Origin of the sequence: Pseudoroseicyclus sp. CXY001 (assembly GCF_041714655.1) — a bacterium.
GTDB lineage: Bacteria > Pseudomonadota > Alphaproteobacteria > Rhodobacterales > Rhodobacteraceae > Pseudoroseicyclus_A.
The window spans coordinates 1,151,349-1,175,948 of record NZ_CP168219.1; the positions used below are offsets into that span (position 1 = coordinate 1,151,349).

21 protein-coding genes are annotated in these 24,600 nt (G+C 69.9%); 8 read left to right on the plus strand and 13 right to left on the minus strand.

The features are described from left to right. Positions 1–2 precede the first annotated feature (2 nt). From ACAZ03_RS05715 to ACAZ03_RS05735, 5 genes are all read right to left on the minus strand, one after another. Complete coding sequence (locus tag ACAZ03_RS05715; RefSeq protein WP_373356432.1) at positions 3–1,217, minus strand: SRPBCC family protein; 1,215 nt, start codon at positions 1,215–1,217, stop codon at positions 3–5. Next, entirely contained in the window at positions 1,214–2,326 is a 1,113-nt protein-coding gene (locus ACAZ03_RS05720; protein WP_373356433.1) for an aromatic ring-hydroxylating dioxygenase subunit alpha, read from the minus strand. The genes ACAZ03_RS05715 and ACAZ03_RS05720 overlap by 4 nt, the downstream gene beginning before the upstream one ends. Beyond that, positions 2,323–3,498, minus strand: a complete 1,176-nt coding sequence (locus tag ACAZ03_RS05725; protein WP_373356434.1) for an aminomethyltransferase family protein — start codon at positions 3,496–3,498, stop codon at positions 2,323–2,325. Before ACAZ03_RS05725 ends, ACAZ03_RS05720 begins: the two co-directional genes overlap by 4 nt. Beyond that, a complete protein-coding gene (locus tag ACAZ03_RS05730) occupies positions 3,495–5,003 on the minus strand; it encodes a phytoene desaturase family protein (protein ID WP_373356435.1) in 1,509 nt (502 codons plus the stop codon). Before ACAZ03_RS05730 ends, ACAZ03_RS05725 begins: the two co-directional genes overlap by 4 nt. 80 nt (positions 5,004–5,083) lie before the next feature. Further along, the gene (locus ACAZ03_RS05735) at positions 5,084–6,739 is read right to left on the minus strand and encodes a phytoene desaturase family protein (RefSeq protein WP_373356436.1); all 1,656 of its coding nucleotides are present in this window, start codon (positions 6,737–6,739) and stop codon (positions 5,084–5,086) included. 223 nt (positions 6,740–6,962) lie between these two features. Here ACAZ03_RS05735 and ACAZ03_RS05740 point away from each other — a divergent pair, with 223 nt between their 5' ends. After that, on the plus strand, positions 6,963–7,607 hold the full coding sequence (locus tag ACAZ03_RS05740; protein ID WP_373356437.1) for a TetR family transcriptional regulator: 645 nt from the start codon (positions 6,963–6,965) through the stop codon (positions 7,605–7,607). Beyond that, the gene (locus ACAZ03_RS05745) at positions 7,604–9,037 is read left to right on the plus strand and encodes an aldehyde dehydrogenase family protein (RefSeq protein ID WP_373356438.1); all 1,434 of its coding nucleotides are present in this window, start codon (positions 7,604–7,606) and stop codon (positions 9,035–9,037) included. The genes ACAZ03_RS05740 and ACAZ03_RS05745 overlap by 4 nt, the downstream gene beginning before the upstream one ends. A 75-nt stretch (positions 9,038–9,112) precedes the next feature. On the opposite strand, the gene ACAZ03_RS05750 is transcribed toward ACAZ03_RS05745, so the two are convergent. After that, on the minus strand, positions 9,113–10,042 hold the full coding sequence (locus ACAZ03_RS05750; protein WP_373356439.1) for a GlxA family transcriptional regulator: 930 nt from the start codon (positions 10,040–10,042) through the stop codon (positions 9,113–9,115). Between the two features lie 75 nt (positions 10,043–10,117). On the opposite strand from ACAZ03_RS05750, the gene ACAZ03_RS05755 reads away from it, so the two are divergent. From ACAZ03_RS05755 to ACAZ03_RS05775, 5 genes are read left to right on the plus strand one after another with little or no spacing between them, the layout of a single operon-like run. After that, positions 10,118–11,278 carry an acyl-CoA dehydrogenase family protein gene (locus ACAZ03_RS05755; protein WP_373356440.1) on the plus strand — a complete coding sequence of 387 codons (1,161 nt, stop codon included), beginning with the start codon at positions 10,118–10,120 and terminating at the stop codon, positions 11,276–11,278. Continuing rightward, on the plus strand, positions 11,275–13,305 hold the full coding sequence (locus tag ACAZ03_RS05760) for an acetate--CoA ligase family protein (protein ID WP_373356441.1): 2,031 nt from the start codon (positions 11,275–11,277) through the stop codon (positions 13,303–13,305). Before ACAZ03_RS05755 ends, ACAZ03_RS05760 begins: the two co-directional genes overlap by 4 nt. Then, entirely contained in the window at positions 13,302–14,081 is a 780-nt protein-coding gene (locus ACAZ03_RS05765) for a carnitinyl-CoA dehydratase (RefSeq protein WP_373356443.1), read from the plus strand. Before ACAZ03_RS05760 ends, ACAZ03_RS05765 begins: the two co-directional genes overlap by 4 nt. A gap of 1 nt (position 14,082) precedes the next feature. Further along, entirely contained in the window at positions 14,083–14,991 is a 909-nt protein-coding gene (locus tag ACAZ03_RS05770) for a 3-keto-5-aminohexanoate cleavage protein (protein WP_373356445.1), read from the plus strand. Beyond that, positions 14,988–16,385: a carnitine 3-dehydrogenase gene (locus ACAZ03_RS05775; RefSeq protein ID WP_373356446.1), complete on the plus strand. Its 1,398-nt coding sequence runs from the start codon at positions 14,988–14,990 to the stop codon at positions 16,383–16,385. The genes ACAZ03_RS05770 and ACAZ03_RS05775 overlap by 4 nt, the downstream gene beginning before the upstream one ends. Before the next feature lie 327 nt (positions 16,386–16,712). Here the strand turns inward: ACAZ03_RS05775 and ACAZ03_RS05780 are convergent, their stop codons facing one another. From ACAZ03_RS05780 to ACAZ03_RS05810, 7 genes are all read right to left on the minus strand, one after another. Further along, positions 16,713–17,417 carry an energy-coupling factor ABC transporter ATP-binding protein gene (locus ACAZ03_RS05780; protein ID WP_373356447.1) on the minus strand — a complete coding sequence of 235 codons (705 nt, stop codon included), beginning with the start codon at positions 17,415–17,417 and terminating at the stop codon, positions 16,713–16,715. Beyond that, positions 17,395–18,186, minus strand: coding sequence for a cobalt ECF transporter T component CbiQ (gene cbiQ, locus ACAZ03_RS05785; protein WP_373356448.1), 792 nt, complete (start codon positions 18,184–18,186; stop codon positions 17,395–17,397). The genes ACAZ03_RS05780 and cbiQ overlap by 23 nt, the downstream gene beginning before the upstream one ends. Next, complete coding sequence (locus tag ACAZ03_RS05790) at positions 18,183–18,788, minus strand: cobalt ABC transporter permease (protein ID WP_373356449.1); 606 nt, start codon at positions 18,786–18,788, stop codon at positions 18,183–18,185. The genes cbiQ and ACAZ03_RS05790 overlap by 4 nt, the downstream gene beginning before the upstream one ends. Further along, the gene (gene cbiM, locus ACAZ03_RS05795; protein ID WP_373356450.1) at positions 18,788–19,414 is read right to left on the minus strand and encodes a cobalt transporter CbiM; all 627 of its coding nucleotides are present in this window, start codon (positions 19,412–19,414) and stop codon (positions 18,788–18,790) included. Before cbiM ends, ACAZ03_RS05790 begins: the two co-directional genes overlap by 1 nt. A 51-nt stretch (positions 19,415–19,465) precedes the next feature. Continuing rightward, the gene (locus tag ACAZ03_RS05800; RefSeq protein WP_373356451.1) at positions 19,466–20,104 is read right to left on the minus strand and encodes a cobalt ABC transporter permease; all 639 of its coding nucleotides are present in this window, start codon (positions 20,102–20,104) and stop codon (positions 19,466–19,468) included. Beyond that, positions 20,101–20,907 carry a DUF4198 domain-containing protein gene (locus ACAZ03_RS05805; RefSeq protein WP_373356452.1) on the minus strand — a complete coding sequence of 269 codons (807 nt, stop codon included), beginning with the start codon at positions 20,905–20,907 and terminating at the stop codon, positions 20,101–20,103. Before ACAZ03_RS05805 ends, ACAZ03_RS05800 begins: the two co-directional genes overlap by 4 nt. A 400-nt stretch (positions 20,908–21,307) precedes the next feature. After that, positions 21,308–21,586: a metal/formaldehyde-sensitive transcriptional repressor gene (locus ACAZ03_RS05810; protein WP_373356453.1), complete on the minus strand. Its 279-nt coding sequence runs from the start codon at positions 21,584–21,586 to the stop codon at positions 21,308–21,310. Positions 21,587–21,851: 265 nt separating this feature from the next. On the opposite strand from ACAZ03_RS05810, the gene ACAZ03_RS05815 reads away from it, so the two are divergent. Further along, positions 21,852–24,467 (plus strand): heavy metal translocating P-type ATPase, encoded by a 2,616-nt coding sequence (locus ACAZ03_RS05815; RefSeq protein ID WP_373356454.1) that lies wholly within the window; start codon positions 21,852–21,854, stop codon positions 24,465–24,467. The last annotated feature ends 133 nt before the right edge of the window (positions 24,468–24,600 follow it).

The window sequence follows — 24,600 nt, forward strand, 5'->3', positions numbered from 1 at the left end:
TCTTAACCGGCCCGGCCAAGCGCCAAAGCCAATTCTTCGTTCGATTGGTGGATCCTGTCCTCGGGCGGCGCCTCTGCCAGCCGGGTGACCGGCAGGATCTTGCGCAGCTCGTCGTGGTGGTTCTTCAGCCCGTATTCGAGGTCGGACAGGTGGAAATCCTCGAAGGCGGACGACTTCATCGATTCGTTGGACCAGATCGACAGCTGCTGGTCCTCCTCGCTTGTCTCGCGGTCGATGCGCTGGGCGAGGTAGCGGGCGGCGCGGGCCTGACGGTCCTCCGCCGGCATCCGGTAGGTGCGGCCCTTCAGCAGCGTCTCGCCGGCCGAGAGCGGGATGTCCTGGTAATAGTTCGCATATTCCGGCGTGAAGGCGATCACGCCGGTCGGGAAGAGCCCGTAATAGGTCCAGGCCTTCTGCAGATGCTCCGGCAGGTCGGGCCGCTCGGGGCTGAGCGCCACGTAGTTCTTCACAGACCAGAGCCGCGCCGGCTTGTCGCCGAAGAAGGCGTGGCTGTGGCTCACGCCGTTGGTATAGGCGTCGTCGCGATAGGTGCGGCCGTAGAGGTCCTGCAGGCCCGGATGGGCGAGGGCAACGTGGTAGCCCTCGTTGTCGACATCGCGGACGGACTTCCAGTTGACCGGCAGGGTCGATTCCCAAAGGACATTGCCCTCGGGCAGGAGCGTTTCAGAGCCGTAGGCGTCGAAATCGCCCTCGAACGGCGCGAAGAGCTCGGCGACGGAGGGCTGCGGCCCGGGCAGGAACCGCAGGAAGATGAAGCCCTTCCAGATCTCCATCTCCACCGGCTTCAGGCCGAACTTCTCCTTGTCGAACTCCCCGAAGCTCTCGGGGCGCGAGACGCCGCGGAGGCTCCCGTCGGTGTTGTAGACCCAGCCGTGGAAAGGGCAGACGAGCGCGCCGCGGCAATGGCCGCCGGTGCCGTCGACCACGCGGGCGCCCCGGTGGCGGCACAGGTTGTGGAAGGCGCGGATCTCGCCATCCTGCCCCCGCATCACGATGGCCCGTTCGCCCAGCATGTCGAAGGCGATCCAGTCGCCCTCGGCCGGGATGTCGCAGACATGGCCGGCGATCATCCAGTGGGTGCGGAACACGTGATCCCGCTCGAGCTCGAAGAGCTTCTCGGAATGGTAGGTCCAGGCGGGCAGGCCGCGGCGGTCCCAGTCGTTGGGGATCTGCATCTTGCGGGTAGGGGCGGTCATGGGGCGTGTCCTCCTCGGGCGAGCCGTTTCAGAACCCATTGGTGAAAGGCGTGGATCTCGTATTCCTGCGGCATGAGCCGGCCAGCCGCGAAGGCGGGCGAGGCGAGGCCGCGCTGGTTCATCTCGCAGGCCGCCGCATCCTCGTTCAGCACCTGCGTGGCGAAGCGGGCGACGGCGGAGGCATCGAACCCCGGCTGCGCCAGCGTCTCTTCGGGGAAGAGCCACTCGGCCGTCAGCCGCGTCTCGGTCGGCGAGAGCGGCTCGAGCCGGACGAGGCGGACGTAGTCGACATGGGCGACGACATAGGCGCTTGGCCAGATGGTCACGAAGCGGTGGCCCTCGGCGCGCTCCGCCTCGGTGAGGCCGGGGAAGGGCGGGCCGCAGGGCTGGCCGTCCTCCGTCCAGGTCATGGCACCTTCTTTCAGCGCCGGCAGGGCGGCGCCGCCGTCGCTCCGCTCCGCCTCGGCCATGACGCCGAGCTTGTAGACGGGGATCATGTCGCTGAGGCCCGGATGGATGCCGGGGCAATGGAGGCATTCGGAGTAATTCTCCCAGAAGACCTTCCAGTTGCACTGGATGATCGCCTCGTGCCGGTGGCCTGTGCGCAGGCTCTCCATCGGCCAGTTTGCGAGCGTCCTGGTGCCGACGTCGGTCTGGAACTCCGGCGCCTCTTCGGCGGCGGAGAGGAAGACCACGTCGTTCCAGATTTTCAGATGGACGGGCAGGAGCCCGTGCTCCGTCCTGTCGAAATCCGGGGTCGCCGTGCCGAAGGCGGTCGACATGAGCCGCCCGTCCGGCGCGTAGGCCCAGGCGTGATAGGGGCAGGAGATCAGCCGCCCGAGCGGCGTGTCGGCGGTGCAGAGCTCGCTGCCCCGGTGCCGGCAGACGTTGTGGAAGGCGCGGAGCACCTTGCCGTCGTTGACGACGATCACCTCCGCCCCGCCTATCGTCCGCCGCCGGATAGTGCGCTCGGGGAAGTCTGTGCGCCGGCCCACGGCAACCCACTCCTGCCGCCACACGGCGGCGAGCTCGCCCTCGTGCCAGCCGGCGTCGCGATAGCTCCGGGCCGGCAGCGAGGCGGGGGAATGATCGAGGAGCGGCGAGGTCATGTCATCTCCGGCGGGGTGGCGCGGCGGCGCTCGGGGGCGAAGAAGGGGCGGGGCGCCGGGCGGGCGCGCTGCATCAGCTTGACGTATCTGAGCTCGCGCATTGCGTAGATCTCGACCCAGAGGTCCGGGCTTTCCGCCAGCTTCGCGTCGATCACCGCCAGCGCCAGCGAGCGCTTGGTGGTCGGCGACCAGATGGCGGAGGTGACGGTGCCGACCTCGCGGGTCTTGCCCCGGTAGACGATGGCGCCCTCGGCGGAGACATTGCCCTCCACCTCCAGCCTGACGAGCGCCCAGCGGGGCGTCGCCGCCTGCAGCGCCCGGCGGCCGGTGAAGTGCCCCTTCTCCCAGGCGATCATCCAGCCGAGCCCGAGCTCGATCGGCGTCAGCGCCCGGTCCTCGCGCAGCGCCTGCTCGGCGGGGACGAAATCGACGCCGGCGACGATGAACCCCGCCTCGATCCGCGCGATGTCGAGCGCGGCGGAGCCGATGGGGCGGATGCCGCGGGGGGCGCCGGCCTGAATGAGGCGGTCCCAGAGGGGCAGGGCCTGGTCGGGGCTGGTCCAGAGCTCGTAACCGAGATCGCCGGTGAAGCCGGTGCGCGAGATCATGACACCCCCCGCCTCCATGATCCCGAAAGGCCTGAGGGCGCTCACGTCGAAGCCCGCCTCGGCGAGCACCCAGGCGGAGCAGGGGCCTTGCAGGGCAAGGGCGGCGATCTCCTCCGTCACCTCGGTGACCTCCGCATCGAAGCCGATGGCGCTGTCGAGGAGCCACGGCAGGTGCCGCTCCTGGCAGCAGAGGCGGAACTCGTCCGGCCCGAGCCGGAAGAGCGTGCCGTCGTCAAGAAGGTGCCCGTCGTCGTCGCACCAGCCGGTATATTGGACGCGGCCGGGCTTCAGCTTCGTCACGTCGCGGAGCGTCAGCCGGTTCAGCATCGCCTCGGCGCCGGGCCCGTGGATGCGGTATTTCACCATCGGCGTCAGGTCATAGAGCGTGGCCGTCGAGCGGATCGCCGAGAGCTCCATCTCGGTGTCGCCGAAGGACAGCGCCGTCTGCCAGCCCGACCAGGGCGCCCAGTCGGCCTCGTGGTTCAGCGCCTCCAGCCGCGGGTGGAACGGCGTCTGCAGGAGCGGGCGCTCCCAGGGGCGGTGGGTGGTGGAGGTGTCCTTCATGCCGCCCTCAGGATCTGGCCGGCGGCATTCCAGCCGGCGGTGCCGGTGACCCCGCCGCCCGGATGCGAGCCGGCGGAGGCGAGCCAGAGCCCGGGGAGCGGCGCCGCATAGCGGGCGGCCTCGTGGAAGGGCCTGAGGAACAGCATCCGCTCGACGGCGAAATCGCCGTGGTGCCACGAGCCGCCGGTGAGGCCATAGCGGGCCTCGATGTCGGAAGGCATCAAGAGCTCCTCGTGGCGGATGCGGGCGCCGATGCCCGGCGCCGCCTCCTCCAGCCGCGCCTTGATGCCGGCGAGGAAACGGGCGCGGGCGGCGGCGGGGTCTTTCGGCGCATGGGGCACGAATTGCGCGATGATGGAGAGGACGTGGTGGCCCTCCGGGGCGAGGCTCGGATCATGCGCTGTGGGGCAGGTGATCTCCATCACCGGCGCGTCGGTCGCCTCGCCGTATTTCACCGGGTTGAAGGCGCGCTCGACATGGTCGACCGAGGGGGCGAGCACGATGCGGGCACCGAGGTCGACGCCCGGCCCGAAACCCGGATCGCCCTCGATGGCGAGGTGCAGCTTGGCGGCGCCGCCGCGGAAGGGCATCGCCGTCGCCCGGCGGACGATTCCGGTGTCGAGCGCCGCCGCCCCGGCGAGGCCGAGGAGCGTCGTGCGCGGGCAGAGGGCGGAGACGACCTGATCGGCGGCAAGAACCTCTCCGGTGGAGAGCACCGCCCCGCGCGCCCGGTCGCCCTCGATCACCAGCCGCTCGGCGCGGGTGCCGGTGCGGAGCGTGACGCCCGCCGCCTCCACCGCCCTGCGCATGGCCCCGGCCAGCGCGCCCATGCCGCCCTTCGGCAGCCGCGGCGCGCCCATGGCGCGGCGGTTGAGCTCCAGAAGGAGCGTGCCCGGCGAACGCGGCCCCGCCCAAGCGCCGAGCGTGGCTTCGAAGGCGAGGAGGCCCTGAAGGCGCGGATCGCTCAGGTCATCCTCCGCCACATCGGCGGCATTGGTGAGGAGAAGGCGCATCAGGTCGCGCAGGTCGCGCCTGCCGGCGCGCCCGAGGCCGAGGGCGGTGGGGGCGAGCGACATCCAGTCGTTCCTGCCCTTCACCCGGGGCGGCGGGAGCTGACGGAAGGGGGCGAGGCGCCTGGCATGGCGATTGAGGCGCGCGGTCAGCGCGTCCCATTCCTCCGTGACCTCCGGCGCGGCGCCGGAAAGCTCGCCGGAGGCGGCGATGGTCAGCGGCGTCTCGCCCGGCAGGATCGTTGCAAGGGGCGCGGAGGTCTGAAACCCGTGGCGCTCCAGCCGCATCTCCTTCGCCGCGCGGGCGTCGAACCCTTGCAACAAATGCGCGAGGCCCGAGGCACGGAAGCCGGGCGCGAACTCGACGGTGCGCGCGCCGCCGCCGACCTGCTCCGCCGCCTCGACAAGTGTCACCCGGGCGCCGGCCTTGGCAAGCCGGAAGGCGCAGGCGAGACCGTTGGCGCCACCGCCGATGACGAGGATGTTAGAGGCCATGGGAGCCGCCCGAATGTTGGAAAATGAAAAGTTCTACGGCCAAGAGGCGCCCTTCAGAGTCTCCTGCGCGCAGTTTTTCACTAGAGCACATCATAGGCCTCCCGCATCTCGCCGCGCGACCTCTTCGCCGCGCGCAGGATTTCCGCCGCCGCATTGCGCCCCGGCGCCCCCATGACGCCGCCGCCCGGATGGGTCGAGGATCCGCACATCCAGAGGTCCTCCACCGGCGAGCGATACTGCGCCCAGCCCGGCGCCGGCCGGTTGAAGAGCATCTGGTCGAAGGTCAGCTCGCCCTGGAAGATATTGCCCTCGGTCAGCCCGACCTCGGCCTCGAGCTCGCGGGGCGTCCGTACCTCGACATGCCGCACCCGATCCTTGAAGCCCGGCGAGAAGCGGGCGATCTGGTCGATGACGCTCTGCCCGAAGGCGTCGCGGTCGGCATCCGTCCAGTCGCCGCCGCCGATCTTCGGCGGGGCATATTGCACGAAGCACGACATGAAATGCTTGCCGGGCGGGGCGAGCGTCGGGTCGATCATCGAGGGTATCATCGTGTCCTGGAACGGGTCGGCCGAGAAGCGGCCGTCCTTCCAGTCGTCATAGGCGCGCTCCATCCGCTCGATGCTGTCGGTGAAGTGCAGGTCGCCCTTCAGCATCGGCGCGCCCTCCGGCAGGGCCGGAAAGACCGGCGCCGAATCGAGCGCGATATTGAGCTTGCCGGAAGAGCCGCGCGTCTTGAAGCGCCTGATATCGCGGACGAACTCCTCCGGCAGGTCCCCCTCGTCCATCGTCCTGAGGAAGGTCCGCTTGGCATCCATGCCCGAGATCACGCGCGCCGCGCGGATGATCTCGCCATCTTCCAGCTCGACCCCCGTGGTCCGCCCGCCCTCGACGAGGATCCGCGCCACGCCCTTGCCCGTGCGCACCTCGCCGCCCGCCGCCTCGAAGCTCTTCCGCAGGGCCTGCGTGATCGCCCCCATGCCGCCCCGCGCATATCCCCAGGCGCCGACATTGCCGTCGACATCGCCCATGTAATGGTGGAGCAGGACATAGGCGGAACCGGGAGACATCGGCCCGAGCGCCGTGCCGATGATGGCCGAGACGGCGAGATAGGCCTTGATCGTCTCTTTCTCGAAGTACTCGTCGAGATAATCGCTGATCGACATGGTCCAGAAGCGCACCATTTCGGTGATCTGCCGCTCGCTGAGCTCCATCATCTTCCGGCCCATCCAGGCCAGCTCGCCTAGGTCGCGGGGGCGGAGCGACACCGGGTCCGCCGGGGCGCGCATCAGGAGCGGGCGGATGAACCGGCAATGGCGCATGATGTCGCGCGCATAGCGGTCGTAGGCCTCGGCGTCGCGGGCGGAATGTCGTGCGAATTCGCGGCGTTGCACCTCGTGGTTGCGGTACATGGCGAGGTAGTCGCCATCCTCCTTCAAGACCGCTCCCGCCTCGTAGGGCAGGATCTGCAACCCGTGCCGCGGCAGCTCGAGATCGCGCATGATCTCGGGCCGGAAGAGCGAACAGACATAGGAGCAATTGGAATAGGTGACCTCGGAATCGAGCTGCCGGCTCACCGCAGCGCCGCCGACCCAATCGTTCTTCTCGACGGCGAGCACGCGCATCCCGGCCCGCGCCAGATAGGCGGCGGTGACGAGGCCGTTGTGGCCGGCGCCGACGATCAGCGCGTCGATTGGCGCGTCCTGGGGCGCAGCGGAGGAGGCGCTCTGGGCGGTCATGCAGCTCCTTTCACTCGGTCGGGCGCGCGACCGCGCTCTCTCCTCAAGAGGAGGGCAGGCGGGGCGGCCCGTCGCTCGGCATGACTCATGGTGAAGAAATTCTGACTGGATAGTCAATCAGAATTTTGCGACATTGGCCGAGCTGGGGCCCGAGCCGGGCCGCGAAGGCTTTTCAACGCCGCCCCGGCGCCCTAGGTGGGGCAGAGAGGGATCGGAGGGCCGGATGGATGGAGCGGGAGAAGGGCTGAAGCGGCGGCGCAAGCTGGCGCCCGAGGCACGCCGCCAGCAGCTCATCGAAGCGACGATCGAGGTCATCGCCGCGCAGGGCCTCGCCCGCACGACGCAGGCCGAGGTGGCGCGGACGGCCGGCCTGTCGCACGGGCTCGTCAACTTCCATTTCTCCAGCAAGGACAAGCTTCTGGGCGCCACTCTTGCAGCGCTCGCCGAGGAATACCGCGTCAATTGGCAAGAGGCGCTTGCCGCCGCGCCGGAGGATCCCGCCGCCCGGCTCCACGCCCTGATGCTGGCCGATTTCGAGCCGAAGGTCTGCACACCGGAGCGACTCTCCGCCTGGTGCGCCTTCTGGGGCGAGGCGCAATCGCGGCCCATTTATCAGGCGACCTGCGGCGCCTATGACGAGGAATACAACAAGATCATGGAGGGGCTCTGCCGCTCCCTGATCGCGGCGGGGGGCTACGATCTGAACGCCGAGCGCGTCGGGCGGGTCCTGCGTGTCGTGACCGAGGGCACCTGGCTCGACCTTCTCACCATGCGCAGCCCCTATGCGCGGGAGGAGGCGATGGCGACCGTCCTCACGACCGCGACCGCTTTCTTCCCCCGCCACTTCAATGAAAGAGGCCTTTTGTGACCGAACGTCTTGGACAGTTCTATATCGGCGGCGCCTGGGTGGCCCCGGGTGCCGGCGCCGGCTCGATGCCGGTGATCGACCCCTCGACCGGCGAGGCCATCGCCGATGTGGCGCTCGGCACGGCCGTCGATGCCGAAGCCGCGATCGGCGCCGCCCGCGCCGCCTTCGATGGCTGGAACGCCACGCCGGTCGCCGAGCGCATCGCCGCGCTCGCCCGGGTGCGCGACCTCTACAAGGAGCGCTACGACGAGATGGCCCAGGCCATCAGCCTTGAGATGGGCGCGCCGATCAGCTTCGCCCGCGAAAGCCAGGCCGGCGCCGGGCTCGCGCATCTGAACGCGACGCTGGAAGGCGCCGAGCGCTTCGCCTGGGAAGAGAAGCGCGGCACCACAACGATCGTCCGCGAGGGAATAGGCGTCTGCGGTCTGATCACGCCCTGGAACTGGCCGATGAACCAGATCGTCTGCAAAGTGGCGCCGGCCCTCGTCGCCGGCTGCACCATGGTGCTGAAACCCTCCGAGATCGCGCCGCTCTCCGGCCTCCTCTGGGCCGAGATCATGCATGATGCCGAGCTGCCGGAGGGGGTCTTCAACCTCGTCAACGGCACCGGCGCCGAGGTCGGCGCGGTGCTCTCCAGCCATCCCGAGATCGACATGGTCTCCTTCACTGGCTCGACCCGCGCCGGGGTGGAGGTGGCGAAATCCGCCGCCCCCACGGTGAAGCGCGTCGCGCAGGAGCTCGGCGGCAAATCCGCCAATATCATCCTGCCCGATGCCGATCTCGAACAGGCGGTCAGCGACGGCGCCCTCGGGGTCTTCGCCAATTCCGGCCAGTCCTGCGACGCGCCGACGCGGATGCTCGTCCGCCGGCAGGACATGGACCGCGCCGCCGAGATCGCCGCCGGCGTCGCCGATGCCCAGGTCGTCGGCGACCCGCGGGAAGAGGCGACGGAAATGGGCCCGGTCGTCAGCGAGGTCCACTGGAAGAAGGTGCAGGGGCTGATCGAGGCCGGCATCGCCGAGGGCGCGACCCTCGCCGCCGGCGGCCCCGGCCTGCCCAATGGCCTTAACCGCGGCTATTTCGTCCGCCCGACGGTCTTTGCGGATGTCACCAACGACATGAAGATCGCGCGGGAAGAGATCTTCGGGCCGGTCCTCTCCATTCTCTCCTATGACAGTGTCGACGAGGCGGTCACCATCGCCAACGACACGCCCTACGGGCTCGCCGCCTATGTGCAGGGCAAGAACCCGGCGGATATCTCGCGCGTCGCCCGGGCGCTCCGCGCCGGCCAGATCCAGATCAACGGCCCCGACTGGGACACGCACGCCCCCTTCGGCGGCTACAAGCAATCCGGCAACGGCCGCGAATATGCCGACTGGGGCATCCACGACTTCTGCGAGACCAAGGCGCTGATCGGCATCGGCGACTGAGACTTCCCAGTCTTTGCTCCTGAAAATCCTCGGGGGGACCGGAGGGGGGCGGGGGGCAGACAGCCCCCCGGCCTCTCACCCCGCGCCTTTCCTCGCCGCGGAGGGCGCCAGGCCGAATTCCGCCCGGAACGCCCGCGCCATGGCCGAGGCATCGCCGTAGCCCGCCCGCCCGGCGATCTCGGCGACAGACAGACGGGTCTGTTCAAGGAGCCGCCGCGCCACGCCCAGCCGCACGGCCGCGTAGACCGACCGGGGCGCCCGCCCGAGGGCGGCGGCGAAATGCTGCTCCAGCGCGCGGGGGGTTACCCCGAGCCGGCCGGCGATCTCCGCCACCTTGAGCGGCGTCTCGACATTCCGCCGCATCAGCGCCACGGCGGCCTGGACCATGCCCTCGGGGGGCACGCGGAGGACAGGGTCCAGCCGCGGCGCCCGCTCGCCATGCATGAAGAGCGCCGCCACATCGAGCGCCAGCATGCCGCCATGGTCGCGCTCGATCAGCTTCAGCATTAGCTCCAGCGTCGTCGTCGTGCCGCCAGAGGACATCCGGTTGCCGTCGATCACCCAGCGGTCGGGCCGGCAGCGCACCTCGGGGAAGGCCTCCTCGAAAGCGTCGAGCTCGTCCCAGTGGATCGTCGCCCGCTTCCCCTCGAGCAGCCCCGCCGCCGCGAGTAGCCAGCTTCCCGTGTCGAGCCCCGCCACCGCCCCGAAGCGTTTTGACGCCGCCCGGAGCGCCCCCAGCACCGGCGGCCCCAGATAGTCGCGGAAGCCGTAGGAAGGCATGACGAACAGGCAATCGCCGCCCGGATGGTCCTTCAGCCGCCCCGGCTGCACCGGCAGGCCGGAGGAGGACTCAACCCGCGCCCCGTCCACCGACAGGTATTGCCAACGGTAGAGCGTGCGCCGCGCCAGCGTATTGGCCGCCCGGAGCGGCTCGACCGCATTGGCGAGGCAATGGTTGGAAAACCGCGGGAAGAGGAGAACGCCAATCTCCTTCGCATTCTGCATGATCCGGCGCCTGTTCTGCACAATACCGCGCTCAGACCTAGGCTAGCCTCCGCGCCAGACACAAGGGAGCAGCTCATGGATTTCGCCCTCACCGACGAGCAGGAGATGATCGTCTCCACCGTCCGCAGCTTCGTCGAGAAGGAGATCTATCCCCACGAGGCCGAGGTCGAACGCACCGGCGAGGTGCCGGCCGAGCTCGCCGCCGAGATCAAGCGCAAGACGCTGGAGCTGGGTTTCTACGCCTGCAACTTCCCCGAGGAGGTCGGCGGGGCCGGCCTCTCCCACCTCGAATTCGCGCTGGTCGAGCGCGAGCTCGGGCGCGGCTCCATGGCGCTCAACCATTTCTTCGGCCGGCCGCAGAACATCCTGATGGCCTGCGCCGGCGAGCAGAAGGAGCGCTACCTCCTCCCGGCCGTCCGCGGCGAGAAGATGGATGCGCTGGCGATGACGGAGCCGGATGCCGGCTCCGACGTGCGCGGCATGAAATGCTCCGCCGTCCGCAAGGGCGGCGACTGGGTCGTCAACGGATCCAAGCACTTCATCTCCGGCGCCGAACATGCCGATTTCTTTATCGTTTTCGTGGCGACCGGGGTGGATGAGACCCCCCGCGGCCCCAAGAAGCGGATCACCTGTTTCCTCGTCGACCGGGGCACGCCCGGCTTTGAGGTGCGGCCCGGATACAATTCCGTCAGCCACAAGGGCTACAAGAACTGCATCCTCACCTTCGACGATTGCCGGCTCTCCGACGCGCAGGTGCTCGGCGAGGTCGATGGCGGCTTCGACGTGATGAACGAATGGCTCTACGCCACGCGGATCACGGTCGCGACGATGAGCGTCGGCCGCGCGCGGCGCTGCTTCGACTATGCGGTCGAGTATGCCGCCGGCCGCAAGCAGTTCGGCCAGGCCATCGCGAAGTTCCAGGGCGTCAGCTTCCAGATCGCCGACATGATCACCGAGATCGACGCGGCGGACCTTCTGACGCTCATGGGCGCCTGGCGGCTCGATCACGGCCTGCCGGCCAACCGCGAAATCGCCTCCGCCAAGGTCTTCGCCACCGAGATGCTGGCCCGCGTCACCGACGCCACGCTGCAGATCCACGGCGGCATGGGGCTGATGGACGATCTGCCCATCGAGCGCTTCTGGCGCGATGCGCGGGTCGAGCGCATCTGGGACGGCACCTCCGAAATCCAGCGCCACATCATCAGCCGGGAGATCTTCCGGCCGCTCGGCGCATGAGCCTCGCCCGGCTCCTCCGCCCCCGCTCCGTCGCCGTGATCGGTGGCGGGGTCTGGTGCGCCTCGGTCGTGCGGGAATGCCGCAAGATCGGTTTCAAAGGCGAGCTCTGGCCGGTGCATCCCTCGAAGCAAGAGATCAGCGGCGTTGCCGCCTTCCCGAGCGTCGAGGCCCTGCCAGCGGCGCCGGACGCGACCTTCATCGGCGTCAACCGCGAGGCGACGATCCCCGTCCTCCGCGCGCTGGCGGCGCGGGGGGCAGGCGGGGCGGTCTGCTTCGCCTCCGGCTTTCAGGAGGCGGAGGCGGAGATCGCCGGCGGCGCCGACCTGCAGGCCGAGCTGGTCGCGGCGGCGGGCGACATGGCGATCCTCGGCCCCAATTGTTACGGTTTCCTCAACGCGCTCGACGGCGCGGCGCTCTGGCCGGATCGGCACGGCCTTCTCAAGGCCGAGACCGGCGTCGCCATCATCACCCAGAGCTCGAACATCGCGCTCAACATCACCATGCAGCGCCGGGGCCTGCCGCTCGCCTATGTGGTGACGGTCGGCAACCAGGCGAAGACCGACCTCGCCGAGGTCGGCGCGGCGCTGCTGGAAGACCCCCGCGTCACCGCCCTCGGCATGCATGTCGAGGGCTTCGGCGATCCGGCGCGGATGGAGGCGCTGGCCGCCACCGCCCGCCGGCTCGGCAAGCCTTTGGTGGCGCTGAAGGTGGGCGCGTCGGAGCAGGCGCGGGTCGCGACTGTCTCGCACACCGCCTCGCTGGCGGGCAGCGACGCCGGGGCAAAGGCGCTGATGGCACGGCTCGGCATCGGCCGGGCGAGCTCGCTGCCGGCGCTTCTCGAGGCGCTGAAACTGCTGCATGTCGCGGGGCCTTTGCCCCACGCCGGCATCGCCTCGATGTCCTGCTCGGGCGGCGAGGCGAGCCTGATGGCCGACAGCGCGCTCGGCACCGGGGTGAGCTTCCCGCCCCTGTCGGAGCCGCAGAAGACCGCCCTGCGCGAGGCGCTCGGCCCCAAGGTCGCGCTGGCCAACCCCTTGGATTACCACACCTATATCTGGGGCGACGGCGCCGCCATGGCCCGCGCCTTCACTGCGATGATGGCGCCGGACCATGCGCTCGGCGTGGTCGTGCTCGACTTCCCCCGCGCCGACCGCTGCGGCCCCTCGCCGGACTGGCAGGACGCCATCGACGGCGCCGCCGCCGCCGGGGCGGCCCATGGCGTGCCCATGGCGATCCTCGCGACGCTGCCGGAGAACCTGCCGGAAGACGTCGCCGACGCCGCCATGGCGCGCGGGCTCATCCCCTTCTCCGGCGTCGCCGAGGCGCTCGAGGCCATCGCCATTGCCGCCAGCCTCAAGGCTCCCGCCGAAGCTCCGCTCCTCCCCGCCGGGTCGCTCGCCGCCACGCCGCAGACCCTTCCGGAGGCGGAGGCCAAGGCGGCCCTCGCCGCCCATGGGCTGGACGTGCCCCGCTCCGCCCGCGCCGCCGCGCCGGACGAGGCCGCCCGGAGGGCGGAGGCGTGGCCCGCCCCCCTCGTCCTCAAGGGCGAGGGTGTGGCCCACAAGTCCGAGGCCGGTCTGGTGCGGCTGAACCTCGCCCCCGGCGATATCCGCGCCGCCGCCGAGGTGATGGCCGCCCCGGGCTACCTGATCGAGGAGCAGATCACCGGCGCTGTCGCCGAGCTCCTCGTCGGCGTGACCCGCGACCCGGCGCATGGCTTCGTCCTGACGCTGGGCGCCGGCGGCACGCTCACCGAGCTCCTCAGGGACAGCGCCTCGCTCCTCCTCCCCGCCACGCCGGTGGAGATCGACGCCGCGCTCGCGAGCCTCCGCCTCGCCCCGCTCCTCGACGGCTACCGCGGTGCCCCGGCGGCGGACCGGCCGGCGATCCACCGCGCCATTGCCGCCATCGAAGCCTATGTGGTTGCGAACGCGTCCACTTTGGCCGAGGTTGAGGTGAACCCCCTCATCTGCACGCCCACCCGCGCCGTCGCCGCCGACGCGCTGATCCGAAAGGCAGACCCATGAGCCCCCTTCACACCGAGACCCGCGGCCATGTGCTTGAGGTCCGACTCGACCGGCCGCCGGCCAATGCCATCGACCTCGCGACCTCCCGCCAGATGGGCGAGATCTTCGCCGGCTTCCGCGATGACCCCGAGCTCCGCGTCGCGCTCATCACCGGCACCGGCGAGAAATTCTTTTGCCCGGGGTGGGACCTCAAGGCAGCCGCTGCCGGCGATGCGGTCGACGGCGATTACGGCGTCGGCGGTTTCGGGGGCCTGCAGGAGCTGCCGGGCCTCAACAAGCCGGTCATCGCCGCCGTCAACGGCATCTGCTGCGGCGGGGGCCTCGAGCTGGCGCTTTCGGCCGACATCATCCTGGCGGCGGATCATGCGACCTTCGCCCTGCCGGAGATCCGCTCCGGCACCGTCGCCGATGCCGCCTCGATCAAGCTGCCGAAGCGCATCCCCTATCACGTCGCGATGGAGATGCTGCTGACGGGCCGCTGGTTCGACGCCGAAGAGGCGAAGCACTGGGGGATCGTGAACCACATCCACCCGGCCGAAACCCTGATGGACGAGGCCCGCAAGATGGCCGATCTCATCGCCGCCGGCCCGCCGCTCGTCTATGCCGCGCTGAAGGAGATCGTCCGCGAGGCGGAGGATCAAAAGTTCCACGAGATGATGACCCGCGTCACCACATCGCAGCTCCCCACGGTCAAGACGCTCTACACCTCGGAAGACCAGAAGGAGGGCGCCCGCGCCTTCGCCGAGAAACGCGACCCGGTCTGGAAAGGAAGATAAAATGCCGCTCACCATGAACCGCGAGGTCTTCATCACCTGCGCCGTCACCGGCTCCGGCGGCACGCAGGACCGCTCGCCGCACGTCCCTCGCTCGCCCGAAGAGATCGCCAATTCCGCCATCGACGCCGCCCGCGCCGGGGCGGCGGTGGTGCATTGCCACGTCCGCGAGCCGGAGAGCGGCAAGCCCTCCCGCCGGGTCGAGCTTTACCGCGAGGTGACCGAGCGCATCCGCGAATCCGAGGTCGACGTGGTCCTCAACCTCACCGCCGGCATGGGCGGAGACATGATCTTCGGGCCGACGGAGCGCCCGCTGCCGGTGCAGGAGGGCACCGACATGGCCGGCGCCGCCGAGCGGGTGAAGCACGTCGCCGAGTGCCTGCCGGAGATCTGCACGCTCGACTGCGGCACGATGAACTTCGCCGAGGCCGATTACGTCATGACCAACACGCCCGGGATGCTCCGGGCGATGGGCGCCATGATGACCGAACTCGGCGTGAAGCCCGAGATCGAGGCCTTCGACACCGGGCACCTTTGGTTCGCCAAGGAGCTGGTGAAGGAGGGCGTCCTCAAGGGCCCCGCGCTCGTGCAGCTCTGCATGGGCGTGCCCTGGGGCGCGCCGGACGACCTCAACACCTATCTCGCGATGGTCAACAACGTCCCCGAAGACTGGCACTGGTCGGCCTTCTCGCTGGGGCGGAACCAGATGCCCTTCGTGGCCGCCTCGGTTCTCGCCGGCGGCAATGTGCGTGTGGGGCTGGAGGACAACCTCTTCCTCGACAAGGGGGTGCTGGCCACCAATGCCCAGCTCGTCGAGCGGGCCGTGGGCATCGTCGAGAACATGGGGGCCAAGGTCATCGGCCCCGAAGCGGTCCGGCAGAAGCTGGGCCTCGTCAAAAGGGCACCCAAATGAAGGCAGCGATCATCGGCGGCGGCGTCATCGGCGGAGGCTGGGCGGCACGGTTCCTTCTCAACGGTTGGGACGTGGCGGTCTTCGACCCCGATCCCGAGGCGGAGCGGAAGATCTCCGCCGTCCTCGCCAATGCCCGCCACGCCCTGCCGGCGCTCTACGACCGGGCGCTGCCGGAGGAAGGGCGGCTGACCTACCACGCGAGCCTCGCCGAGGCGGTGGCGGAGGCCGACTGGATCCAGGAAAGCGTGCCGGAGCGGCTCGACCTCAAGCACAAGGTCTTCGCGCAGATCGCCGAGGCGGCGCCGGAAGACGCGGTGCTCGGCTCCTCGACATCCGGCTTCAAGCCGTCGGAGCTGAACGAGAAAGGCGCCACGGCCATCGTCGCCCATCCGTTCAACCCGGTCTACCTTCTGCCCCTCATCGAGCTGGTCGGCGCGCCGGAGCGCTGCGAGCGGGCGGCCGGGATCCTCAAATCCGTCGGCATGTATCCCTTGCATGTCCGCAAGGAGATCGACGCCCATATCGCCGACCGCTTCCTCGAGGCGGTCTGGCGCGAGGCGCTCTGGCTGGTGACCGACGGCATCGCCACGACGGAGGAGATCGACGAGGCGATCCGGCAGGGCTTTGGTCTCCGCTGGGCACAGATGGGGCTCTTCGAGACCTATCGCATCGCCGGTGGCGAGGCGGGGATGAAGCATTTCCTCGACCAGTTCGGCCCCTGCCTGACCTGGCCCTGGACCAAGCTGATGGATGTGCCTGAGTACACGCCCGAGCTTGTCGACCTCATCGCTGGCCAGTCCGACGCGCAGTCGGGCCACCGGACGATCCGCGAGCTCGAGCGGCTCCGGGACGACAACCTCGTCGGCATCCTCCGGGCTCTGAAGAAGACCGGCACCGGCGCGGGGGGGACCATCCTCTCCCACGAGGCGCTCCTGCCGCAGATGGCGGCGGGGGAGCTGCCGGTGACGGCGGAGGCGCAGGTGCCGGCGAGCTGGGCCGATTACAACGGCCACATGAACGAGACGCATTACGTCGAGCTCGCCTCGCGCGCCTCGGACCGGTTCATGGAGATGATCGGGGCGGATGCGGCCTATATCGACGGCGGGCAGAGCTATTTCACGGTTGAGAACATCGTGAGGTATCTCGGCGAGGTGAAGGTCGGCGAGAAGCTCCGCGTCTCGACCCAGGTGCTGGCGGGGGAGGGCAAGAAGCTGCATCTCTTCCACCACCTGACGCGGGGCGACGAGCTGGTGGCAACTGTGGAGAGCCTGCTCCTCCATGTCGATCTGACGACCCGGCGCACCTCGCTGCCCGGCGAGGCGGTCGCCGCCGTCCTCGGCAATGTCGCGGCGGACCACGCGCGGCTGCCCCGGCCGGAGGCGGCGCGGCTCTGAGAGGGCCATGCTCGGCCGCCCCTGCCGGGGCGGCTCGCGAAGCGGGGTAGCTACACCCGTAGGCTGGGCTTCAGCCCGGCACCGCCCCGGCGGCCAAGCCCTACGGTGCAGCGCAGAGCGCGCGCCGGCCCGGGAGTTGGCGCTCCTGCCGGTTCCGCATCACGATTCATGGTGCAGCCTCTTCCCCGCTCGGAGTTCAAGCCCAGCCCCACCAGAGCGCCAGCCCGCAGCACGGGCCGGCGCTCGCCCTGCGCCTGCGGCGCGTACCGGGCGTGGGCATCGCGGTACCGTTCTGCCAGCCCCGTCGGCTGGGCGTAGGGTGGGGTTTCACCCCACCGATCCCGGCACCCCCATCCGCCGCGCCGTCTCGCCGGCGGGACGGGCGTCGACCATCGTGCCCTTGTGCAAGAAAAGCTCCCGCGTGCCCACTTCGGCGCGGAAATAGGGGTCATGGCTGACGGCGATCATCGCCTGGGGCAGGTTGGTGAGGATATCCGCCAGCCGGTCCGTCGTCTTTTCGTCGAGCGCATTCGTCGGCTCGTCGAGAAGCAGCACCTCGGGCCGCATCGCCAGCACCGCGGCCAGCGACACGAGCCGCCGCTCGCCGCCCGAGAGCTTGTAGGCGATCCGGTCGCGGAAGGCCGAGAGCCCGAGCCCCTCCAGCGCCTCCTCCGCCCGGGCCACCGCCTCGGCGCGGGAGAGGCCCATGTTGAGCGGGCCGAAGGCCACATCCTCGATCACCGTCGGCGAGAAGAGCTGATCGTCCGGGTCCTGGAAGACGAAGCCGGCGCGGCAGCGGAGCTGGCGGAACTCCGCCTCCGTCTTCGGCTCCTCCCCGAAAGCAATGATGCGCCCCGCCTGCGGCTTGAGAAGGCCCAGGAGGCAGCGCAGCAGCGTCGACTTGCCGGAGCCGTTGGCGCCGGTCAGGAAGAGCCGCTCGCCCGGCTGGAGCTCGAAGGACACCCCGTCGAACACCGGCGCCCGGCCGGGATAGGCGAAGGTCAGGCCCTCAACGCGAAACAAAGGCGCCATGGCGAACCTCGACGGCGATGAGAAGGGCAAGGACGGTGACCGCGCCGAGGGCGAAGAGCACCTCGCGAGGGCCGGCGGGGCGATGCTCGTCGAGCACATGGAAGCGCCCGTCGAAACCGCGGCAGCGCATCGCCTGCAGGATGCGTTCGGAACGGTCGAAAGCGCGGATCAGCAACATGCCGACGAGATAGCCCATCGCGCGGATCGTGTGCCAGTCGCAGCGGGCCTGGAAGCCGCGGGTCCGCATCGCGGTCCGCAGGCGTTGGTATTCCTCGTGCAGCACCTCGATGTAGCGCACCGTGAAGAGCATCAGATGCACGAACATCGGCGGCACCTTGAGGCGCGACAGCGCATGGCCGAGCCGGACCGGCCCGATCGTGCCGACCATGACGAGCATCATCAGCACCACGGCATTGGCCTTCAGCGCGATGCGGAAGGCGTCGGCGATCCCCTCCTGCGAGGCGGCGAGGCCGAAGACCGTGAAGGCGGTCTCCCCCGGCGTCGTGAAGGGCAGGGAGAGGATGACGAAGATCATGAAGAGATCGACGGTGATGACCTGCCGGATGGTGTTGGCGAGCGGCAGCCGACCATGGAGGAGCGCGCCGAGCGACACCGCCAGCGCCAGGATAAGCGCCGCAAAATCCTGAAGCGCCACGGTCGTCACCGCGAAGGCGACGGTGGCGAGAATGCGCAGGCGCGGGTCGACCTGGGTGAGCGCCGGCAGGCCGCGCGGGCGGGCTGTGGCGTCTCCTTCGAGAACGTAGCTCATGATGCGACCTCCGCCGATGGTCTCGCCTGCCGCGCCAGCCGGGCACCGGCGATGAAGAAGCCGATCCCGAGCGCGCCGAAGAGCAGCCCGACGGCCCCGAGGATATTGAGGAAATCCGCCCGCGCCCGGTAGCTCTCGAGCTGGGCGCGCAGCGGCGCCAGCTCGGCGGTGACGGCGCTGTCGATGGCCGCGACGAGCGCATCGTCCGGCGCCGCCTCGTTGGCAGGCGCTTCGGCCGCTTCCGAGTCAGGGGCAGGGGCCTCCGCCCCGGCCACCGCGCTGCCGGCCAGCCCGGCGGGCAGGTCGGCGGCCGGGATCAGCGCCTCGGCCACATGGCCGGCGCCGGCATCGAGGCGGAAGAGATGGTCCACCCCCGCGGAGGGGCGGAAGCGGAAGGCGCCGAAATCGTCCGTCACCGCCTCGCCGAGGGGGGCGCCGTCCGGCCCGGTGACGTCGATGGGCGTCCGCGCCACCAGCAGCCCGTCGGAGAAGAAGGCCTCGCCCTCGATCGTGTCGCCGACGACATAGGCCTCGAGGATCAGGTTATGCGCCAGCGCCGGCACAGGCGCGAGCGCGAGGAGGGCGGCGAGAAGACGGCGCATCAGCTTGCCCCCTTCTTGAGCTGGGTCAGCGTGTCGAACATCTCGGGCCGCACCTTCCACAGAAGGAATACCGCCGCCGCCGAGACGAGCCCCTCGATCACCATCACCGGGATGTGGACGAGGAAGGTCAGCTTGGCCGAGGGCAGGAACTGCTCGCCCGAGAGCGCCAGCGACCCAGCGACGAACACCGTCGTCGCCAGGATCGCCCCGGCCCCCGCCAGCCCGCCCCAGAGGGCGGCGACCTTCGGGCTGGAGCTCATGACGCCCCGCCGGCAGAGGTAGTGCATGATGACCGCCGGTGCCGCGATGTTGAACGTGTTCACCCCGAGCACCGTCAGCCCGCCGAAGCCGAAGAACACCGCCTGAAGCAGCAGCCCCACGGCCAGGGCCGGAAAGGCGGCCCAGCCGAGCACCAGCCCGGCGACGCCGTTCATGATGAGATGGACCGAGGTCACGCCCACGGGGATATGCACCAGCGAGGCCACGAAGAACGTGGCGGCGAGAACGCCCGTCGCCGGGATCGTCTCCATGTCCAGCTTGCGCAGGCCGATGGCGGTGCCGGCGACGGCGAGCACGGCGCCACCGATCAGAACTTCGCCCGACAGGGCGCCGTCCGCTATATGCATCTTTTGCTCCTCCCGAAGCGCAGCGGGCCCGATCCTCCCCGATGGGCGTCGCTACGCACTGGCACCGATTCTCCTCCTCCGGTGCCAAGCCATTAGATAATAACACAATCCGCTCAATCCGAGAATGTAGCCGATGCCGCCGAGCGCGACGGGCAGCGGAGTCTTGGCGGTATAGAGCGCCCAGTCCTGCCGGAGCGGCCGGGTTTGGGCGCGGATCGCCTCGCGCGTGAGGGCGGCAAGGGTGGGGGTATCGGTGGGGCCGGCACTCGCCGCAGTGGCCTCTCCGCCCGCGGGCGCGCCGGCGGAGGTGAGGGCCGCGCCCTCGGCCTGGCTGCCGAGCGCGCCGGGCAGATCGGCCGCGGCGACAAGTGCCTCGGCGACATGGCCGGAGCCGGCATCGAGCCGGAAGAGGTGATCGACCGGCGCCTCCGGCGTGAAGCGGAAGGCGCCGCTCGCATCCGTCATCGCGGCGCCGAGCGCGGCGCCATCGGGGCCGAGCACGTCGATCTCCGTATCGCCGACGAGGATCCCGTCGGAAAAGAAGGCCTCGCCCTCGATGGCATCGCCCACGACATAGGCCTCGAGGATGAGGTTATGCGCCGCCGCCGGAGACGCCAGCAGCCCCGCCCAGAGAAGGGCGGGGCCGAGGCGGCCGGCGAGCGTGCGGACAGGCCGGCCGGGGAGGATCATTGCCAGTCCTGAGCGGTGACCCAGATCACCGCATCCTGACTGAGTTCCTTGCCCTCGTGCTCCGTCTGCGCGCCCGAGCCGAGCGCGGCGAAGCCCCACCAGCCGGCGCGGGGCAGGCCGAAGGTGAAATAGCCGTTGTCATCCGACATGATCGCGATGGTGCCGCCAGCGGGCTCGCCGACCGTCGCGGGGCCGGCGCTGTTGCTGGCCGGGTCGGGCAGCGAGGCGATGTACTCGACCTCGATCTCCACATGCGGCACCGGCTCGCCGTCGCGCAGCACCTGACCGGTGAAGGACGAGCCGACGAGCTGGTTGTAGGGCCGCGACAGCGGCAGGATCTCGGTCGGCAGGCCCACCGGCTCCGCCCAATCCGTCGGCAACTGGCCGCGGTTCACGTAGACCTTGGTGATCTGCTGGATGTAGATGTCCTCGGTCTCTTCGTAATAGGGCGCGGGGACGGCGGTGAGGATGTAATCCCCCGAAGAGCGGAAATCGATCTCGCCCGCATAGGCCTGACCGGCGACCCCGGCGCTCTCGAAGGCGATCTCGGAGAGGCGGTCCGTGAGGTCAATGCGCTCGCCGCGGTGGACCATGAAGAAGTCGTCCGGCGGGGCGCCCATGTCCATCACATGGCCGCCGGTGAGCGGATGCCAGAAGATCAGCTGCACGGGGGCGGTGGTCGGCGCGGCGAGATTGGCCTCGGGCGTGTAGATCGACAGGAAATGCGAATGCGCGGGCAGCGCGCCGCCCGTCACGATGGCTGCACCAAGGGCGGCGGCCGCAGCCGGGGTATTCAGTCTCATCACCGGTATTCCTCCCGTTTGCCGGTTTCTTCTGGTGGCGCCGGGCAGGGCCGGTGCCGGTCTTCTCCTCTCTGGCGCGCGCGCCTCCTCGCGTGCACACCGCCCGTCCCCGGGTTTTGAGAGCCCCTGCAACGACTTGGGGGCAAATAGGGGGTAGGGGTATTTTCGTCTTATCTTTCAATACGTTGCGGGAATCAGTCTTAGCCGCCGGCGGGGCGGCCTGGCTAGACTCGAAAAATGAAAATCGCCCGGGGCCGCGCGCTCTGCGACCAAGCGTCATAGGGGGTGGGGCTATCGGGCGGCACCGGATTGGGGCGGTTCGGCGCTGCGGGGAGGGCGGGCAAGGGCCGTCCGCCCGGCCCGAAACGTCGCGTCGGATGCCGGTTGCGCCGGGGCGCGCCTACTTCAGGTAGGCGCGGACGATGGACATGATCTCTTCGGCGGCCTCCTGCGGAGATTCCGCCTGCTCGCCATGCTCGCCGAGGACGTGATTGCGCAGATGATCCTCGATAAGTTCGGCCATCAGGCCGTTCGTGGCACCGCGCACGGAGGCGACGAGCTGCAGGATCTTGGCGCAATCCGCCTCGTCCATCAGCGCCCGCTCCACGGCCTCGACCTGCCCGCCGAGACGGCGGACGCGGTTCAGAAGCTGGGTCTTGTTGCGGCGTGTGTGCGACATGGGCGGGGGTCTCCTCAAGTGGAGGGGACCATAGAGGCCCCTGCGCCGCGGGCGCCAGCACATTTTTTTGAACGGTTCGAAAGTAGCCGCCCGAAACCTCCGCGGAAACGTCAGCTTAGGCGCCCGCACCAATGCGCCGCGTTGCCCGGAGCGGCATTTGGTGGCAAGCAGGAGGGAATCGGGCCGAAACCCTTGTCTCCGGACAAGGGGCGGGCGCGAGACGCGGTTGTCGAGGAGGACGTGCCGCGGAATTCGGGAGGATGACATGACGACGAAGGACGAACGCCTCTCAGAGGCGGCCGAAGCGCGCACGACCGCGCCCTCCGCTTCCGCGGGCTACGACGCGGGCGCGGGCGACAGGGACAACCCGATTGCGACGGGGCGCGTGGAGCATGGGCACCATGACCACGGGCATGACCATGACCATGGGCATGACCATCATCATGACCATGACCACGCGCACGATCACGGGCACGACCATCATCACCACGATCACCACGGCCACCACCACGATCACGGGCACCACCACCACGGCCCCCGGCCCGCGCGCTGGACGGACGGCCTGAGGCTGGCGATCCTGGGGCTCGCGGCGCTCGCCATGATCCTCGGCCTGCCGGACCATGCCACCGTCTCGTTCATGGACAGCCTGACGATCCCTTGGAGCTGGTACGCCTTCGGCGGGCTCCTCCTCGGCGCGCCGACGCTGGTCATCGACGGCTGGCGCTCGCTCGTGGCGATGCGCCCGACGCTGCAACTCGGCGCCGCCCTCCTTCTCGTCGTCTTCGTCGCCGCCGGCTTCTACCTGCCGGCGCTGATCCTCGCCTTCGTGGCCCTCGCGGCCCAGATCTGGATCACCAGCGAGGCCGGGCGGCGGCAGCGGCTCGGGGCGGTGGTCGCGGCGCCTCAGGGGCATGACGACCACGATCATGACCACGATCACGACCACGGAGAGGGCGGGCACCACCACCATCCCTTCGGGATCCTCGAGGGCATCCGCATCGTCGTCGCCGGCATCTGCGCCATCGGCGCCTGGTCGGGCCTGCCCGACCACACCTATGCGAATTTCGCCAACGAGCTCTACATCCCCTGGGGCTGGTATGCCTTCGTCGGCCTGACCTTCGGCGCCTGGCCGCTCTTCCGCGAGGCCTGGGAGAGCATCCTCGCCCGGCGGATGACCATGGAGCTCTCCATGACCATCGCGCTCCTCGCCGCCGTTTTCACCGCCTATTTCACCGTGGCGCTCTTCATCACCTTCTTCGTCCTCGTCGCCGAGGCGCTGGAGGGGATGACGCTCGACCGCGGCCGCAAGGCGATCCGCGACCTGATGGACCTGCTGCCCGACGAAGTGTCGGTGCGGCGAGGGGACGGGATCTCGAGCATCCGCGCCGCCGAGCTCCGCCCCGGCGATTCCGTTCTGGTGAGCCCCGGCGGCCGCGTGCCGGTCGACGGGCCCGTCGTCTCGGGCAATTCCTTCATCGACGAAAGCCGGATCACCGGTGAGTCGATGCCGGTCGAGAAGGTGGCCGGCGATTATTGCTACGCCGGCACCGTCAACCAGTCGGGGGCGCTCGAGATCTCGGCCGACCGCATCGGCCGGGCGACCTCCTACGGGCAGATCCTCGAGGCGGTGGAGCGCGCCGAGCGCAGCCGCGCGCCGATCCAGAAGCTCTCCGACAGGCTGGCGGCCTGGATCGTCTATTTCGCGCTCGCCATGGCCGCTTTCGCCTACTGGTACTCGGGCGGCGACGTCAGCACGGTCATCTCCACCATCGTCGTCGCCGGTGCCTGCGGGGTCGCGGCGGGCACGCCGCTCGCCCTTCTCGGCGGCATCGGGCGGAGCGCCAAGCTCGGCGCCATCGTCAAGGGCGGCCGGCATCTGGAGACGCTGGGCCGCGTCAAGACCGTCGTCCTCGACAAGACCGGCACGCTGACCTTCGGGGCGCCGGAGGTCTCGGGCCTGCATCCGGCCCCGGGGGTGGAGCCCTCGGCGCTCCTCGCCGCGGCCGCCACCGCCGAGCTCCGCTCCGAGCACCCGCTCGGCAAGGCGATCCTCGCCCATGCGCGGGCCGAGGGTCTGGTGCCGGCGGAGCCCTCGAGCTTCCGCTACGAGCCGGGGCGCGGCGTCGAGGTCACCGGCCCGGCGGGGCAGATCCTCGTCGGCAACCCCGCCTGGCTCACCGAGCAGGGGGTGGAGGCCGGCGCGGCCGAGGAGGGCGCCGGCTCGGCGATCCTCGTCGCCGAGGCCGGGCGCTACCTCGGCTCGATCCGCGTCGAGGACAGGATTCGCCCCGAGGCGCGCGCCGCGATGGACCGGCTCCGGACCATGGGCATCCGCACGATTCTTCTGACCGGCGACACGAAGCGCATCGCCGAGAGCGTGGCGCATGACCTCGGTGTCGACGAGGTGGAGGCGGAGCTTCTGCCGCAGGACAAGCTCGCCCGCATCAACGCGCTGGCGAAGGATGCCAAGCGCCCCGTGGCCATGGTCGGCGACGGGGTGAATGACGCGCCGGCGCTGGCGGCGGCCAATGTCGGCGTGGCCATGGGCTCCGGCACCGAGGTGGCGCGCGAGAAGGCGGACATCGTCCTTCTCGGCAACGACCTTCTGCGCTTCACCGAGACGCTGCATGTGGCCCGCCGGGCGCGGAGCATCATCTGGTTCAACCTCTGGGGGACGATCATCGTCGACCTCCTCGGGCTCGGCGCCGCGATCCTCGGCATCATCGGCCCGACGCAGGCGGTGCTCGTCCATACGATCAGCGAGCTGGCCTTCATCCTGAACTCCGCGCGGCTCCTGCCCTCGCCGCTCTTCTGGAAGTCGCCCGAAGAGCTGGCGGCGCGAAGCGGGGCGGGGCCGGCGGCGGCCAGCCCGGCCGAATAGGGCGGACCACCAGACCGCGCCGACCAGCCGGCGGGCCCTCCCAAGGGGCCCGCCGGTTTCATGTCGGGCCTGTGCGAGCACGGCCACCGGTCAGAGCCCCCGGAAACGGCCCGCCCGGCAGACAGCCGGGTCG

Coding starts and splice junctions, on each gene's coding strand:
- ACAZ03_RS05790 (WP_373356449.1), bottom strand. CDS start 18,788: ATGCGCCGTCTTCTCGCCGCCCTCCTCGCGCTCGCGCCTGTGCCGGCG.
- ACAZ03_RS05725 (WP_373356434.1), bottom strand. CDS start 3,498: ATGAAGGACACCTCCACCACCCACCGCCCCTGGGAGCGCCCGCTCCTG.
- ACAZ03_RS05815 (WP_373356454.1), top strand. CDS start 21,852: ATGACGACGAAGGACGAACGCCTCTCAGAGGCGGCCGAAGCGCGCACG.
- ACAZ03_RS05735 (WP_373356436.1), bottom strand. CDS start 6,739: ATGACCGCCCAGAGCGCCTCCTCCGCTGCGCCCCAGGACGCGCCAATC.
- cbiQ (WP_373356448.1), bottom strand. CDS start 18,186: ATGAGCTACGTTCTCGAAGGAGACGCCACAGCCCGCCCGCGCGGCCTG.
- ACAZ03_RS05805 (WP_373356452.1), bottom strand. CDS start 20,907: ATGAGACTGAATACCCCGGCTGCGGCCGCCGCCCTTGGTGCAGCCATC.
- ACAZ03_RS05780 (WP_373356447.1), bottom strand. CDS start 17,417: ATGGCGCCTTTGTTTCGCGTTGAGGGCCTGACCTTCGCCTATCCCGGC.
- cbiM (WP_373356450.1), bottom strand. CDS start 19,414: ATGCATATAGCGGACGGCGCCCTGTCGGGCGAAGTTCTGATCGGTGGC.
- ACAZ03_RS05730 (WP_373356435.1), bottom strand. CDS start 5,003: ATGGCCTCTAACATCCTCGTCATCGGCGGTGGCGCCAACGGTCTCGCC.
- ACAZ03_RS05770 (WP_373356445.1), top strand. CDS start 14,083: ATGCCGCTCACCATGAACCGCGAGGTCTTCATCACCTGCGCCGTCACC.
- ACAZ03_RS05765 (WP_373356443.1), top strand. CDS start 13,302: ATGAGCCCCCTTCACACCGAGACCCGCGGCCATGTGCTTGAGGTCCGA.
- ACAZ03_RS05715 (WP_373356432.1), bottom strand. CDS start 1,217: ATGACCGCCCCTACCCGCAAGATGCAGATCCCCAACGACTGGGACCGC.
- ACAZ03_RS05760 (WP_373356441.1), top strand. CDS start 11,275: ATGAGCCTCGCCCGGCTCCTCCGCCCCCGCTCCGTCGCCGTGATCGGT.
- ACAZ03_RS05750 (WP_373356439.1), bottom strand. CDS start 10,042: ATGCAGAATGCGAAGGAGATTGGCGTTCTCCTCTTCCCGCGGTTTTCC.
- ACAZ03_RS05720 (WP_373356433.1), bottom strand. CDS start 2,326: ATGACCTCGCCGCTCCTCGATCATTCCCCCGCCTCGCTGCCGGCCCGG.
- ACAZ03_RS05810 (WP_373356453.1), bottom strand. CDS start 21,586: ATGTCGCACACACGCCGCAACAAGACCCAGCTTCTGAACCGCGTCCGC.
- ACAZ03_RS05775 (WP_373356446.1), top strand. CDS start 14,988: ATGAAGGCAGCGATCATCGGCGGCGGCGTCATCGGCGGAGGCTGGGCG.
- ACAZ03_RS05740 (WP_373356437.1), top strand. CDS start 6,963: ATGGATGGAGCGGGAGAAGGGCTGAAGCGGCGGCGCAAGCTGGCGCCC.
- ACAZ03_RS05755 (WP_373356440.1), top strand. CDS start 10,118: ATGGATTTCGCCCTCACCGACGAGCAGGAGATGATCGTCTCCACCGTC.
- ACAZ03_RS05800 (WP_373356451.1), bottom strand. CDS start 20,104: ATGATCCTCCCCGGCCGGCCTGTCCGCACGCTCGCCGGCCGCCTCGGC.